This is a genomic window from Agrobacterium sp. rho-13.3, from assembly GCF_033957765.2.
GTDB lineage: Bacteria > Pseudomonadota > Alphaproteobacteria > Rhizobiales > Rhizobiaceae > Agrobacterium.
This window is the reverse complement of sequence record NZ_CP192775.1, coordinates 275,146-289,719: the sequence shown is the minus strand read 5'-3', so window position 1 is coordinate 289,719 and position 14,574 is coordinate 275,146. Positions and strand designations below refer to the sequence as shown.

Here is a 14,574-nt window from a genome sequence, read left to right as displayed (position 1 = left end):
ACCAGAAAATATCATCAGATTTTCTGAATCCCTCCAAAGTCTATCATTATGCAATATAATCTATCATTAATAACGTCAAAAAATGATAGATTGCTAGATAAATCTATCAGTAATTGATAGTTTGCCGTTCACCATGTTAGCTTCCCAGGCAGTAAAACACATCGCACAGACGGGAGCTGGCAGCATGGATGACCTAAAGTACGGAACTCGTAACAAACGAGGCGACTGGAAACCGCACGGGAAGATTCAATTCGCTCCCGTTCTGGATTGGCCGTTTCGGCCGGTTCGCTTTGTCAAATGGTTGGTGAGCTTTGACGGCTTTTTCCTGCCGTGGAACGTCACCTTCGTGTTCATCGCGTTTTTGGTTTGGCGTTTCCTGACCCCTGCCATGGAGACCACGCAAACTCTCAGTATCGACTGGATTGCTTATCTGCTGGTCCGCAATGCGCTCATCATTCTGGCGTTCTATGGCGCGTGGCATGTTCGGCTCTACATTCAAAAGGCGCAGGGCAGTGATTTCAAATATGATGCCAAATGGCCGCCGAAAGATAATAGCGCGTTTCTTTTCAACAACCAGAATATCGACAATCTGATCTGGACGTTCGCAAGTGCTGTTCCAATCTGGACAGCGTTTGAAACTCTGATGCTTTGGGCCTCGTCGAACGGCTACACACCATATGTCAGTTGGTCAGAGCACCCGATTTACTGCACGCTTCTTATTCTGGCGACGCCATTCTGGGCCGATTTCCATTTCTATGTGATCCATCGCCTGATCCATTGGCCACCGCTTTATAAATATGTGCACTCGGTCCACCACAACAATGTCAATCCCGGTCCGTTTTCCGGCCTGGCGATGCACCCTGTCGAGCACCTGCTGTATTTTTCAAGCGCGCTGATCTATCTGATCGTGCCATCGAACGCGCTCCATTTTACTGTGCAGCTTATTCTAAAAGCGCTCGGTCCGGCCCAAACCCATTCGGGCTTCGATAAGCTCGTGGTCGGTGATGACAAGACAATCGACACGCACAGTTACGCCCACTACCTCCACCACAAGTATTTCGAATGCAACTACGCCGACGCGCTCATCCCGCTCGACAAATGGTTCGGTACTTTCCACGACGGCACGCCGGAAAAGCAGCAGGAGATGGAAAAGCGTCTCGCGATACGTGCCGCAAAATGGAACCCGCCTGCATAAAGGCGCGCTGAATGTCTTGGCCAGTTGCTGATGTTGCTGGCCAAACCATTCATCAAAAACGATGAGCCAACACAATATATTCGGAGGATACCATGGCTTGGGTGGAAGCATGTGCGGTCGACGCCGTTGAAGAGGAAGAAGTCATTCGCTTCGATCATGGCGCCAAAAGCTTTGCAATTTTTCGGGGGCAAGATGACGATTATTACGTGACGGACGGTTTTTGCACCCACGAAGCCGTCCATCTCGCCGGCGCTTTTGTGATGGACGGCATTGTCGAATGTCCAAAGCACAACGGCCGGTTTGATTACCGCACGGGCCAGGCCAAGGGTGCACCGGTCTGCGTCAACCTGAAGACTTATCCGGTCAAAGTCGAAGATGGCCTTGTTTTGATCGAAATCGCCTAGGAGGCAGTCATGACCGAGGCTATTGTTATCATCGGAGCAGGCGAAGCGGGCGTGAGGGCGGCTGTAAGCCTTCGTGAACGCGGCTTCAAAGGCTCCATTTCATTGGTCGGGAATGAAGAACATGCTCCCTATGAGCGACCTCCGCTGTCAAAGGCTGTTATTACGTCCGAACTGTTGCCCGATGCTCCCAAGATCATTTCAAACCATCTGGAACTTGCGGAACGATCGATCGATTTTATACCGAATGTCATAGCGGAGAAAATTGATCGCTCTGCACGGAGTGTGTCCCTTAGCGACGGCCGTGACCTTCAATATTCGAAACTGCTTCTGGCCACAGGCGCTTTGCCGCGCCGTTTGGGTGTCACAGGTGCGTCTGCCGAAAATATTCTGTATCTGCGAACCTTTTCCGATGCGCTGAAGCTTCGTCACAGACTTGAACCCGGATCAAGGCTTATCGTCATTGGTGGTGGTTTTATCGGACTGGAAATCGCAGCAAGCGCGATCGCGAGGGGCTGTGAGGTCACAATTCTGGAAACCGCGCCGCGTCTGCTGATGCGAGGCGTGCCAGAGGTTGTGGCAGAACGGATTACGGATAGACACCGCAATGCTGGGGTCGATATCCGGACATCTGTTGAGATCGAAGAGGTTTCAGGAGATGGCAAACAGTACTCCGTCCGGCTCAAGGACGGTGCAGTCCTGGTTTGTGATCTTATCGTGGCAGGCATCGGCGCAATACCGGAAACGCATCTGGCTTCGGCCTGTGGTCTGGCCGTAGAAAACGGCATAAGTGTCGATAGCTACCTTCAGGCGAGCGATCCCGATATCTTTGCCGCAGGAGATTGCTGTTCGTTCCCTCATCAACTCTACGATGGACGACGGGTGAGGCTGGAAGCATGGCGGAATGCCCAAGATCAGGGGGCCATCGTTGCTGCCAACATGTTGGGTTTCAAAACCCGCTATTCGGCAGTCCCGTGGTTCTGGTCCGATCAATATGACGAGACTTTACAAGTCGCAGGGCTCTTTGATCCAAGCTGTAGCACGGTCGAGCGTAAGCTGGACGAGAACACCTCGGTCTATTTTCATTTGGCCCCGGATGGGCGGCTACTTTCGGCAAGTGCGGTCGGTGCCAACAACATTATCGCCAAGGAAATTCGAATTGCCGAGATGTTGATAGCCCTGCGCGCGCATCCAGACGCCGCAGACCTCAGCAATCCATCGTTCAAACTCAAAGACCTACTCAAAAATCTCAACAAGGATTGAGCGCAGTTGAACGGCGTATTTCTTTGCAAACGGATTGGCCTATCATGACCACGCAGAACCTCCATTCGACTGAGTTGCCGATCGGCATTGCCGAGAACGCGATCATGCACACGGACTCACAAGCGCCTTTCGATCTCGAAACCAAGTTCGACATGGTTCGAAATGCCGGGATTTTCGATTACCTGGATATCGACCCTCCAACCACACAACTCAAGGCCTATCGCGACCTGAGCGCCAAGTATGAACTGCCTGTTCGTGCATGTGGATACATCTACAAGGTAGGGCGTGACGAAACGCTGTTGGAGGAGCATTTGCAGATCGCGGCTTCCCTTGGCAGCAAAGTCCTGAACGTCCAGATGCTCCGACATCATGAGCGGGGATATATCGCCTCCAATGAGGAGATTGCACAGGCATATGCACGTGCTGCGGACATTGGCGAAAAGCTTGGGTGCCTACCTGTTTTCGAGGTCCATGTTGATATGTGGTCGGAAGATTTTTGTCGCGTGGAGCAGGTTGCAAATCTGGTCGAAGCGGGCGGGCGGCCATTCCGGCTGACGCTGGATCCGAGCCACTTGATCTTCAAAATGGACAATGCCCAAGAAGAGGAAGTTCTCAATCTGCGGCAAGATTTGGAGGACGGATCGGTTGTTCTCGATCCGTCGAAGCCCAACAATGTCATGGGTCGGTGGATCAACCGTAATCTCGTGTGGCACGCCCATGCGCGATCGGCTGTTCCGAACAATCCCAAGAACATCAACGCCCATCACCCGGATGGGAGAGTGGGACGCGGCATCCAGTATCCCTTCATCAAACCTGAAGAGGGGCAGTATCATGCGCCTTGGAGCGCTTCTGCGCTGGACCCTTGGAAGGATTCGATGCGGCTGCTTCTAAGCCACCATGCTGCCGATCCCGCCAGCCCTCTCGGCCAGATTTCCGTCGAATTCATCCCGTTCGCCGATTATGGCGGCGGTGGAAAGTATTCGATTTTTGAAAATGCTGTCGCTTGCGGCCATTGGCTGAGGGATGAAATAGCCGTTTTGCGTGACGGTAAAAAGGAGAGACTGGAAGGACGTCTTACGTCACCGCGCCGATCATGATCGGCTTTCTCTCGGTCGCAACTTTCGTCAGGACACCGCGATCGGGGCCGAACATGGCGTGAAGTGGCAGGATGCTTGCACCAACAGGGGCTGCCCAAGCACCGAATTCTCCAGCAACGATAGTTGGTGCAACCAGGCCAGCCGGTAATAACTCAGTAAAGCGGGCGCGAATTCTGTCGACGGTGTCAATCAGGATAGGTTTCGGAAGAATGCCGTCTATGACAATGACGTCAACGTCGATGACCGAAATGCTCGAGATGATTGCCTGGGCCAGAGCGTCGGCGCAATCGTCCTGCCATTCATTGACGAGAGCGGGGCCATTGCCTTCGACGGCAAGAATGTCCTTCGCACGATTGATCGGCACGCCGTTCTCACGCAAATGCCGCATCAAAATGTAAATGGACGCGCGCTTCAAAAGGATTTCGAAGGAGCCGGAAGAAGACCGCACTGTCGATAGTGACGACTTGGTGACAGGCATCGGGCCATAGGCACCTGCATTGCCGTTGGGGCCGCTTTGCAAAGTGCCATCCAAAACCACGCCACCACCAATGAGCGTGTTGATCGACAGGTGGATGAAATCTCGGCACGTTTTTCCTGTTCCGTAGACGAGTTCCGCCACCGCAGCCGCAGAGGCGTCGTTCTCTGTAAACACAGGAAGGACATTTTTAGGCTGGTGGAAAAACGTTCGTAGATCGATAGAACGCCATTGCGCGCTGATTTCCGATGCAAATTCCAGTTCCTCTCCCCAGCCACCAAGAAAATATGGGGCGGCAATTCCTATGCCCACGGCCCTGTCAACGCGTTTTCCCAACTTCGATTTGAATTTTTTTATGAGGTCGTTGCCAACCGTTCTCACCTGATCTGGATGGGGGTAATCGTATTCGAAAGTCTGTTCCATGAGCCGCTGCCCGGCAAAACCGGTCAAAACAGCATCTATGGCACGCCGTCCAATATGAATACCGATGGAGAAGGCGCCGTCCGGTGCAAGTTCATACATGACGGAGGGTTGACCTTTGCCGCCGAACTTCTTTCCCTTTTGGACAAGATATCCGGACGATTCAAGTGAATCCATAATCGTGGCGATGGCAGGGGGTGTCAGTCCTGTCGTCCTTGCAACATCGGCTTTCGATGCGACATCAAGACGCCGTATAACATCAAGCACGACGCGCTCATTGAAGTGTCGGAGCTGACCCGAATTGCTTCCCTTAAACTGAGCGAGATCAAGTGCGCGGGCCATGGGAGTAGACTTTCTGTGCGAGTTTTTTTGATCGGCGTGGACGCGAATGGCCCAGAAGGCAAGCCCAATTTCAGATCGTAGCACATCATCCAGTATAACATAATAATTATAGTAATTTACTTTAGTATTTCGTGATACGGGTGATTTTTACCCTTTCCGCCTCGATATGCTCCTTAAAACGGGGGTGCCCCTGCGCGGTTCTCGCCGAAATCTCTGGAGGCGGTAGCCTACAGTTATAAGTGCTTTGAACGCCTTGATGCGACTACGTTCTTTCTCGGCACGCAGGGTTGAAGCCGCCGTCACGTTTTTAAGGGCTGTCTGTTGGCAGTCACCGAGTGGACGACTGCCAACGCACGCTGTGATTTAAAGACTGCGCTTTAAATGATCCAGACCAAGCAGGCGGATGTCATTAGCCCCAGCACTTCGCCAAGCCTTCTTTCGTATCGATGCTTTTTATCCCGGAGACCGGCTTGTCTGTCACGAGAGTGACGCCGGTGTCGAAGAACGCTTTGCCTTCCGAGGGCTTTGGCCTTTCACCGGTATCTGCGAATTTTTTGATGGCTGCAACGCCGAGGGCCGCCATCTGAAGCGGATACTGCTGCGACGTTGCTCCAATAACGCCGTCTGCCACGTTCTTAACGCCGGGGCAGCCGCCATCCACAGATACGATCAACACGCTTTTTTCGAGCCCAACGGCTTTGAGGGCCTGATATGCACCGGCAGCAGCCGGTTCGTTGATCGTGTAAATCACATTGATTGCAGGATCGATTTGCAGCAGGCTTTCGGTTCCGGTTCGTCCGCCTTCTTCATTGCCGTTGCTTGCGCCGTGGCCAATGATGCGTGGGTCGGTTTCATCGCCGATCTTATTGGGATTCTTGGCATCTATCCCAAAGCCCAGCATGAAGCCCTGGTCTCGCAAAACATCGACGGAGACCTGGGCTGCATTGAGGTCCAGAAACCCGATTTTTGCATCTTTCGCCTTGTCGCCCAGTGTCTCTCTAGCCCACTGCCCAATTAATTTACCAGCGATGCTGTTGTCTGTCGCGAACGTCATGTCCGCGGCTTCTGTGGGTTCCAGAGGGGTGTCAAGCGCGATCACGACCATGCCGGCATCACGCGCTTTTTGTACGTAAGTTACGATGCCTTTGGTGTCTGATGCTGTCAGAAGTATGCCTTTGGCACCGGCGGCTATGCAGCTTTCGATGGCACTGATTTGACTGTCGGCGTCACCGTCCGCTTTCCCAGCATATGCATTGAGGGTGATGCCCAGCTCTTTCGCCATTGCAGTGGCTCCTTCTTTCATTTTCATAAAAAAAGGATTGGAATCCGTCTTGGTGATGAGGCACGCCTTTATGTCGGCAGACTGTGAAGGTCCGACTGCACATGCAGCAATCAAAGCTGCCAATGCAGCTATGTTCAATTTTTTCATTGTTTCCTCCCGTGAAAATTGCGGTCTTGAAATGAGAAATTTCTTTGGTTCAGATTGAAATTGTCCACTCTCCCAAGTCGAAATAACACCTAATAGAAAGGAATAATTCCTGTCAATATTAAAGTAATTTACCTTACTTAAAGCTGATATACGCTTGACATATATCCGAATAGGTGATTTGCACATAAATGCATTGTGTGGATAAATGTTCATGTCAGCGCACAGTAAATTTTGGGAGGAATTCACATGAAAGCATTCTTTGTAGCGCTCTTAGGCGCGACATCCATTCTCGCATTCAGCCAGGCAAACGCAGAAACCATTACAATCGCCACAGTCAACAACGGCGACATGGTTCGCATGCAGGGCCTGACAGAAGACTTCACCAAGGCCAACCCAGATATTCAGCTACAGTGGGTGACCCTTGAGGAAAACGTGCTGCGCGAGCGTGTCACCACAGACATCGCCACCAAGGGTGGTCAATACGACGTTCTGACGATCGGCACCTATGAAGTTCCGATCTGGGCGAAACAGAACTGGCTTCTGCCGCTCGACAATCTCGGTGCCGATTACGATGTCGCTGATTTGTTGCCTCCGATCCGCTCCGGCCTGACGGTCGACGATAAGCTGTTTGCCGTGCCGTTTTACGGCGAAAGCTCCATGATCATGTATCGCACCGACCTGCTGGAGAAGGCCGGGTTGAAGATGCCGGAGGCTCCGACCTGGAAGTTTATCGCAGAGGCTGCTGCCAAGATGACGGATCGCAAAGCCGACATCAGTGGAATCTGCCTTCGCGGAAAGCCCGGTTGGGGTGAGAACTCGGCTCTCATAACAGTGATTGCCAACTCCTTTGGCGCTCGCTGGTTCGATGAGAACTGGAAGCCGCAATTCGACCAGCCCGAATGGAAAAACGCTCTCGATTTCTACGTCAATCTTGTCAACGAATCTGGCCCGCAGGGTGCTTCGTCCAACGGCTTCAACGAAAATCTGGCGCTCTTCCAGCAGGGTAAATGTGGCATCTGGATGGATGCGACAGTCGCCGCTTCGTTCGTGACAAACCCGAAGGAATCGGTCGTTGCCGACAAGGTCGGGTTTGCACTCGCGCCTGATACCGGCCTTGGAAAAAGGGCAAACTGGTTGTGGGCCTGGAGCCTTGCCATCCCGGCCGGTACCCAGAAAGCCGCAGCCGCCGAGAAGTTCGTGTCCTGGGCAACCAGCAAGCACTATCTCGAACTGGTTGCCTCCAAGGAAGGCTGGGCCAACGTTCCTCCCGGCACACGCAGCTCGTTGTATGCAAATCCCGAATATCTGAAGGCAGCTTCATTTGCCAAGACGACGCTCGACAGCATCAACGCGGCTGACCCGAAGCATCCGACCGTAAAACCCGTGCCCTATGTCGGCGTTCAGTTCGTCGCCATTCCTGAGTACCAGGGTCTTGGCACGACGGTTGGCCAGCTCTTTGCGGCGGCACTTTCCGGTCAGACGACAGTGGATAGTGCGCTGTCTCAAGCACAGTCCGTCGCAACGCGTGAGATGACCCGGGCTGGCTACATCAAGAAGTAACGTTTTCTCCCAGGAGGATCGGCTTGGACGTTGTCCGGGCCGAACCGGGCCTGATCTTGCCATCGGCGTATTCTTTGCGCTGCGGGTGACATCAGGCCCGCCTTCTCCAAAAAAATCTTTGAAATCAATCAAACAGTGAAGCGATGTTCACCGCTTCAAAATGGGCCTCGTCACCATGGCAACGCAGAATACGCGGACTATAGCACGTCTGATGCTGGCCCCCTCCGTGGGGCTGTTCCTGATCTGGATGATCGTGCCTCTGGCAATGACATTGTGGTTCTCGTTCCAGAACTACAATCTGCTGAACCCCGGCAATGTCAGTTTCGCCGGTCTGTTCAATTATCAGTATTTCTACACCGACCCGGCCTTTTTCCAGTCCATCTGGAACACGCTGGTTATCGTTGGCGGTGTGCTGCTCATCACGGTCATTGGCGGCATTGGCATTGCGCTTTTGATTGATCAGCCGATTTTCGGGCAGGGCGTCGTTCGCATTCTGGTCATCTCGCCTTTCTTCGTCATGCCGCCGGTCGCCGCGCTGGTATGGAAGAACATGATAATGCATCCGGGCTATGGCGTCCTTGCCGACATCAACCGGGCATTGGGCCTCCAGCCGGTCGATTGGTTTTCGCAATATCCATTGCTTTCCATCATCATCATCGTCGCCTGGCAATGGCTGCCTTTTGCGACCCTCATCCTGCTGACGGCTTTGCAATCGCTGGATGGCGAACAGAAGGAAGCAGCAGAAATGGACGGCGCCGGTTTCGCCAGCCGTTTCATCTACCTGACGCTGCCGCATCTGGCCCGCTCGATCACCGTGGTCATTCTCATCCAGACGATCTTCCTGCTTGGCGTCTACGCGGAAATTCTGGTCACCACCAATGGTGGACCGGGCTATGCGTCCACCAACCTGCCGTTCCTGATCTATCGCACAGCACTGCTCGGCTATGACGTCGGCGGCGCATCCGCCGGAGGCATTATCGCCGTCATCCTGGCCAACATCGTCGCCATTTTCCTGATGCGCGCTGTTGGCAAGAATCTGGACAAATAGGAGGCAAGACCATGGCCCGTGCCGTTTCGACCCGAAGAACCATCTTCTTCACGATCGCCGCCTGGATTGTTGCGCTGATCATTTTTTTCCCGATCCTCTACACGATCATCACCTCGTTCAAAACCGAGACCGAGGCAATCAAAGGGTTCAATCTGATACCGTCCGGTACGTTCAGCAGCTATATCGACGTGCAGACGCAAAAGGACTACTTCAAGCCCTTCATGAACTCGGTCATCCTGTCGCTCGGCTCCACGGTTCTGGCACTTCTGATCGCGGTGCCTGCGGCCTGGTCGATGGCCTTTTCGCCAACACGGCGTACGAAGGACATTCTGATGTGGATGCTCTCCACGAAGATGATGCCAGCCGTTGCCGTTCTGGTGCCGATCTATCTTATCTTCCGCGATTTTGGTCTGCTCGATAGCCGTATCGGTCTCATGATCATGTTGATGATGATCAATCTGCCGATCGTGATCTGGATGCTTTACACATATTTCAGGGAAATTCCCGTCGAGATTCTCGAGGCTGCCCGTATGGACGGCGCCTCACTCTGGGGCGAGATCTGGTATGTGCTGACGCCTATGGCCTTGCCGGGCATCGCCTCTACCATGCTGCTCAACATCATTCTGGCATGGAACGAAGCGTTCTGGACGATCCGCCTGACGACGACCAACGCCGCACCACTGACTGCCTTCATCGCATCCTTCTCCAGCCCGCAAGGTCTGTTCTGGGCAAAGCTGTCGGCTGCGTCGACCCTAGCGATTGCACCGATCCTGATCATGGGCTGGTTCAGCCAGAAACAACTTGTCCGCGGCCTGACTTTTGGCGCCGTGAAGTAACAAAGAAAAGACTTGGGAGGTCCGCATGGGCAATATCACACTGAAAAAAGTCAACAAATCCTTTGGCGGGACACAGGTTATTCCAGGCATCGATCTCACGATCAACGACGGCGAATTCGTCGTCTTCGTCGGTCCTTCAGGCTGTGGAAAGTCAACCCTGCTGCGGCTGATTGCCGGCCTTGAAGATACGTCTTCCGGAACGATCGAAATCAACGGTCAGGACGTCACCGGCGTGGCACCTGCCAAGCGTGGATTGGCCATGGTGTTTCAGTCCTACGCGCTCTATCCGCATATGACCGTGCGCAACAACATCGCTTTCCCCTTGAAAATGGCGAGGATGGACCAAGGTGCGGTTGACAAGAAGGTGACGGAAGCCGCGCGCGTCCTCAACCTGACCAACTATCTCGACCGCCGCCCCGGGCAGCTCTCCGGCGGTCAGCGCCAGCGCGTTGCTATCGGTCGCGCCATCGTTCGCGAACCTTCGGCCTTCCTGTTCGATGAGCCGCTCTCCAATCTTGACGCGTCGCTCCGAGGCACGATGCGGCTGGAAATCAGCGAGCTTCATCATCAGTTGAAGACAACGATGATCTACGTCACCCACGATCAAATCGAAGCCATGACCATGGCCGACAAGATCGTTGTCCTGAACGCAGGCAATGTCGAGCAGGTTGGATCGCCGCTCGACCTTTACAATAAACCAGACAATTTATTTGTCGCCGGTTTCATTGGTTCGCCGCGGATGAATTTCGCGTCTGGACAGTTTTCGGCGCCTTATAATGCTCACACGATCGGTTTCCGGCCAGAGCATATCAAGCTTTCCAAGGAGAGTGGCAGCTTCGCCGGTGTTGTCGGCGTTGCCGAACATCTCGGCTCCGATACGTTTTTGCACGTGCATGTCGACGGGATCGGCATGGTCACTGTTCGCACAGGCGGTGATGTGCCCGTCGATCACGGCGACAAGGTTTTCCTTACTCCGGATTCGGACCGCATCCACAGGTTCGGCCCAGAGGGAAAAGCCATTCGATGAGTGGTTCAAACCGAAAGCCCTCGTCAGGGAACTCCTAAACTCACGCGTTATCGGCGAAATCGGCGGCCACTGGATAACCGGACCGAACCTCGTCGCAAGGAATCAAGACATGACGACCAAACTCTCTTCTGCCAACCTGGACACAGTCAAGGCAACCGCAACCATCCCGGCCTACGACCGTTCGGCGCTCTCGCCAGGCATCGTTCATTTCGGCGTTGGTAATTTCCACCGCGCCCATCAGGCCGTCTATCTCGATGACCTTTTCAGCACCGGCAAAGATTTTGACTGGGCAATTGTCGGGGCAGGGGTTCTGCCATCCGACGAGGCGATGCGTGCCAAGCTCGCCGAACAGGACTTTCTGACAACGGTGGTAGAGCAGGACAACAACAGAAGTGCGGCTCGGGTCACCGGCGCCATGATCGATTACCTGCGCCCCGGCAATGCCGTCGCAACAATTGCCCAGCTCGCCGATCCTGCGATCCGTATTGTGTCGCTGACGATTACTGAGGGCGGCTATTTTATCGATCCTGCATCCGGCAAATTCAATCTGGCACATCCGGCCATTGTCGCCGATAGCCAGTCCCCTGCCGATCCGAAAACCGTGTTCGGCCTGATTATTGCCGGGCTGAAAGCCCGCAAGGAAAAGGGTATCGTGCCGTTCACGGTGATGTCCTGCGATAATATTCCAGGCAATGGCGAAGTCACCCATGCGGCTGTTTCCGGTCTTGCGCGGCTGTCCGATCCTGCACTTGCCGAGTGGATCGACGCCAATGTGGCGTTTCCGAATGGCATGGTTGATCGCATCACGCCAGCGACCGGTCCGCGCGAAGTCGGCATCGTCGCAGACGACTACGGCATAGATGATAATTGGCCGGTCTTTTGCGAAGAATTCAAGCAGTGGGTGCTGGAGGATAACTTTCCTGCTGGCCGACCGGCACTTGAAGAGGTCGGTGTCCAGTTCGTGGAGGACGTCGCGCCTTACGAGCATATGAAAATCCGAATTCTGAACGGTGGCCACGCGGCGATCGCCTATCCGGCAGCGCTTCTCGATATTCATTTTGTACACGAGGCGATGGACGATGCAGATATTCGGGCGTTCCTGATCAAACTGGAGCAAGATGAAATCATTCCCGTCATTCCACCCGTGCCCGGAATTGATCTTCGAACGTATCTCACGACAATCGTTAGCCGCTTTTCCAACCCGAAAATCGGCGACACTGTGCCGCGTCTGGCGCTGGACGGCTCCAATCGCCAGCCGAAATTCATCCTACCCTCGACCGTAGACCGTTTGCGGCGCGGTGAAGATGTCACAGGTCTGGCGCTCGTATCGGCACTCTGGTGCAGATATCTCGCTGGTCGATCCGATGCGGGCAAGGCTCTCGAGGTGACGGACGAACTGATCGAAATCCTGCAACCTGCGGCTCTGCTCGCGTTAGAGCAGCCTGAGCATTTCGTGGGACTGAAATCGATTTTCGGCGAACTGGGTAGTTCCGCGATATTTACGCAGAGTTTCGTGAAAGCCCTGAAAAGCATCGCAGAAAACGGCACGCGCGAAACGTTGCAGCTTTACGCCAAAGACGAGCTCTAACGATCATCGCAAGAGAGAATACATGAGCCTTTTTGTCGATGGACATTGAAAAGCCTCGGCTTGTAGGGCCGGGGTGGCCAAGGGCATCTGAGGTATCGTCGAAAGCTTGGTGTCGGCTGAACTCGCGGACACCAAACATAAACGATCCTGAAGGAATGGCCGCCATCACCGACAACATCTCAATCAAGCAACTGGCTGATAAACAAGGACTTCTGAACCTTCGTCATCGGCTGGGCAAAGACTGGCTACAAGATCGCTTGAGGATCCCATGACCAAAATCGAAGATATCGCCTCTGACCTCGTTTTCAGAGCCTCCATGAAAAAGCGCTATATGATTGCCGTTGCTGGCCCGCCTGGCGCTGGCAAGTCGACCTTTGCACAGGCACTTCGCGGTGCTTTTCCAAAAGGCGATGCCGCGGTTTTCCAGATGGATGGCTTTCACTACGACAATTCCCTTCTGGATGCGCTGGACCTGCGAAGTCGAAAAGGTGCGCCTGAAACCTTCGATTTTGCGGGGTTCGAGACAATGTTGCGGCGCCTTCAGTCAGGAAATGGCGCGGTCACGGTCCCGATTTTTGATCGGTCGCTCGATCTTGCGCGAGCCGGAGCGGTGACGATCCCAGAAACCACGAAATTCATTATCGTCGAAGGCAATTATCTTCTTTTGGACGAAGAGCCCTGGTCTGGGATTTTTGACATTTTTGATTTCAGAATTTTTCTCGACGTGAAATCTGAGGAGTTGGAGAGAAGACTGATGGAGCGTTGGGTTGACCTTGATATTGCCATCGATACGGCAAGGCAAAAAGTAACCGACAACGACATGCCGAACGTTGACCGGGTTATCGCTCGTTCCGCCAAAGCCGATCTGGTCGTTGGAAACTGAAAATACGAATGTGCCTTCAAGGCTTGGCTGTGTTGGCTCAAAAACGCATCTGGGGTGATGCTGGGGAAACTATTTTGAGATAAGGAGTGAAGACGTCAGAATTTCAATCGTCCCCGAACAGAAACGTAAAACCAGAGAGATTTCGGACGGCCCTTCCATAATAGGGGGCAGTGAAATGAGATGGGAAAATTATAGTATTTTGGTCGGCGCTTTCGGTGAGTATGCGACGTCGCGTTGTTCTCGCCAATTCGGGCAGTTCACAATATCGGCTGTTCCACTCCGGCATATTTGCCTGGATTGGATGGTGCATGATGTCGCCAGTAAAAAGAGCGTTCTGAGCTTTGCTGCGGATGCGCAATGTGACAGATCCCACGGTATGCCCGGGCGCGGGCTCCAACAGAAGATGCTCGCTGATCGCGTAGGATCCGGCAACGGGCACCGCCTGACCGGCGAGCAGGATAGGCAAAACGCTGTCTTCGAAAGCGCCCGAATTGATATCATCGGAACGAAGCGGATTGTTGCGAGTATCGACACTGTTCAACTCGTCGCACGAAAAAATATAGCGCGCCTTCGGGAAGGTGGGCACCCAACGGCCATCGAGACGTCGCGTATTCCAACCGCAATGATCGACATGGAGATGTGTACACACCACCACATCGACATCCTCCGGCCTCACTCCCTTGGCCGCCAAGTGCTCAAGCCAAGGCGTTTCAAGCTGGTGAAAGCCGGGATTATTCGGTCTGTCTTTATGGTTTCCTGCACAGGTATCGACAAGAACGGTCAGCTCTGGAGTGCGAACCAGCCAGCTATGAAAGCTCATCACCAACCTGTTTTCGTCAGGCAGATAGTGGCCGTTTACGAGCCAGCTAAGGTGTTCCTCAAAACTCTCCCGGTCGAAATCCGGAAAAAGAACCTCCGGCTTGCTGCGAGGGCCTTCGGCTTCGGCAATTCGAACCACGGAAACATTGCCGACCTGCATAGACGCGGCCTCAACTTGAATATGGAATTTG

At 53.7% G+C, this 14,574-nt stretch carries 13 protein-coding genes; 10 read left to right on the top strand and 3 right to left on the bottom strand.

The genetic code is table 11. The annotated features are described in order from the left end of the window. Positions 1 to 184 precede the first annotated feature (184 nt). From RMR16_RS16200 to RMR16_RS16185, 4 genes are all read left to right on the top strand, one after another. Entirely contained in the window at positions 185 to 1,195 is a 1,011-nt protein-coding gene (locus RMR16_RS16200) for a sterol desaturase family protein (protein WP_413785995.1), read from the top strand. Between the two features lie 92 nt (positions 1,196 to 1,287). Continuing rightward, entirely contained in the window at positions 1,288 to 1,599 is a 312-nt protein-coding gene (locus tag RMR16_RS16195; RefSeq protein WP_320199707.1) for a MocE family 2Fe-2S type ferredoxin, read from the top strand. Between the two features lie 9 nt (positions 1,600 to 1,608). Beyond that, positions 1,609 to 2,859 (top strand): NAD(P)/FAD-dependent oxidoreductase, encoded by a 1,251-nt coding sequence (locus RMR16_RS16190; RefSeq protein WP_320199706.1) that lies wholly within the window; start codon positions 1,609 to 1,611, stop codon positions 2,857 to 2,859. Between the two features lie 44 nt (positions 2,860 to 2,903). Further along, the gene (locus tag RMR16_RS16185) at positions 2,904 to 3,956 is read left to right on the top strand and encodes a sugar phosphate isomerase/epimerase family protein (protein ID WP_320199705.1); all 1,053 of its coding nucleotides are present in this window, start codon (positions 2,904 to 2,906) and stop codon (positions 3,954 to 3,956) included. On the opposite strand, the gene RMR16_RS16180 is transcribed toward RMR16_RS16185, so the two are convergent. Both RMR16_RS16180 and RMR16_RS16175 read right to left on the bottom strand, forming a co-directional pair. Next, on the bottom strand, positions 3,934 to 5,118 hold the full coding sequence (locus RMR16_RS16180) for an ROK family protein (protein WP_320199704.1): 1,185 nt from the start codon (positions 5,116 to 5,118) through the stop codon (positions 3,934 to 3,936). The genes RMR16_RS16185 and RMR16_RS16180 overlap by 23 nt on opposite strands. Before the next feature lie 484 nt (positions 5,119 to 5,602). After that, entirely contained in the window at positions 5,603 to 6,622 is a 1,020-nt protein-coding gene (locus RMR16_RS16175; protein WP_320199851.1) for a sugar ABC transporter substrate-binding protein, read from the bottom strand. Between the two features lie 246 nt (positions 6,623 to 6,868). Here RMR16_RS16175 and RMR16_RS16170 point away from each other — a divergent pair, with 246 nt between their 5' ends. From RMR16_RS16170 to RMR16_RS16145, 6 genes are all read left to right on the top strand, one after another. Further along, positions 6,869 to 8,182: an ABC transporter substrate-binding protein gene (locus RMR16_RS16170; protein ID WP_320199703.1), complete on the top strand. Its 1,314-nt coding sequence runs from the start codon at positions 6,869 to 6,871 to the stop codon at positions 8,180 to 8,182. Between the two features lie 175 nt (positions 8,183 to 8,357). Further along, positions 8,358 to 9,230: a carbohydrate ABC transporter permease gene (locus RMR16_RS16165; RefSeq protein ID WP_320199702.1), complete on the top strand. Its 873-nt coding sequence runs from the start codon at positions 8,358 to 8,360 to the stop codon at positions 9,228 to 9,230. Between the two features lie 11 nt (positions 9,231 to 9,241). Further along, on the top strand, positions 9,242 to 10,066 hold the full coding sequence (locus RMR16_RS16160; RefSeq protein ID WP_320199701.1) for a carbohydrate ABC transporter permease: 825 nt from the start codon (positions 9,242 to 9,244) through the stop codon (positions 10,064 to 10,066). Between the two features lie 25 nt (positions 10,067 to 10,091). Continuing rightward, on the top strand, positions 10,092 to 11,093 hold the full coding sequence (locus RMR16_RS16155; RefSeq protein ID WP_320199700.1) for an ABC transporter ATP-binding protein: 1,002 nt from the start codon (positions 10,092 to 10,094) through the stop codon (positions 11,091 to 11,093). 109 nt (positions 11,094 to 11,202) lie between these two features. Further along, the gene (locus tag RMR16_RS16150) at positions 11,203 to 12,681 is read left to right on the top strand and encodes a mannitol dehydrogenase family protein (RefSeq protein WP_320199699.1); all 1,479 of its coding nucleotides are present in this window, start codon (positions 11,203 to 11,205) and stop codon (positions 12,679 to 12,681) included. A 268-nt stretch (positions 12,682 to 12,949) separates the two neighbouring features. Further along, positions 12,950 to 13,564, top strand: a complete 615-nt coding sequence (locus RMR16_RS16145) for a nucleoside/nucleotide kinase family protein (protein WP_320199698.1) — start codon at positions 12,950 to 12,952, stop codon at positions 13,562 to 13,564. Positions 13,565 to 13,667: 103 nt separating this feature from the next. Here the strand turns inward: RMR16_RS16145 and RMR16_RS16140 are convergent, their stop codons facing one another. Continuing rightward, entirely contained in the window at positions 13,668 to 14,543 is an 876-nt protein-coding gene (locus tag RMR16_RS16140; protein ID WP_432354857.1) for an MBL fold metallo-hydrolase, read from the bottom strand. Positions 14,544 to 14,574: the final 31 nt, after the last annotated feature.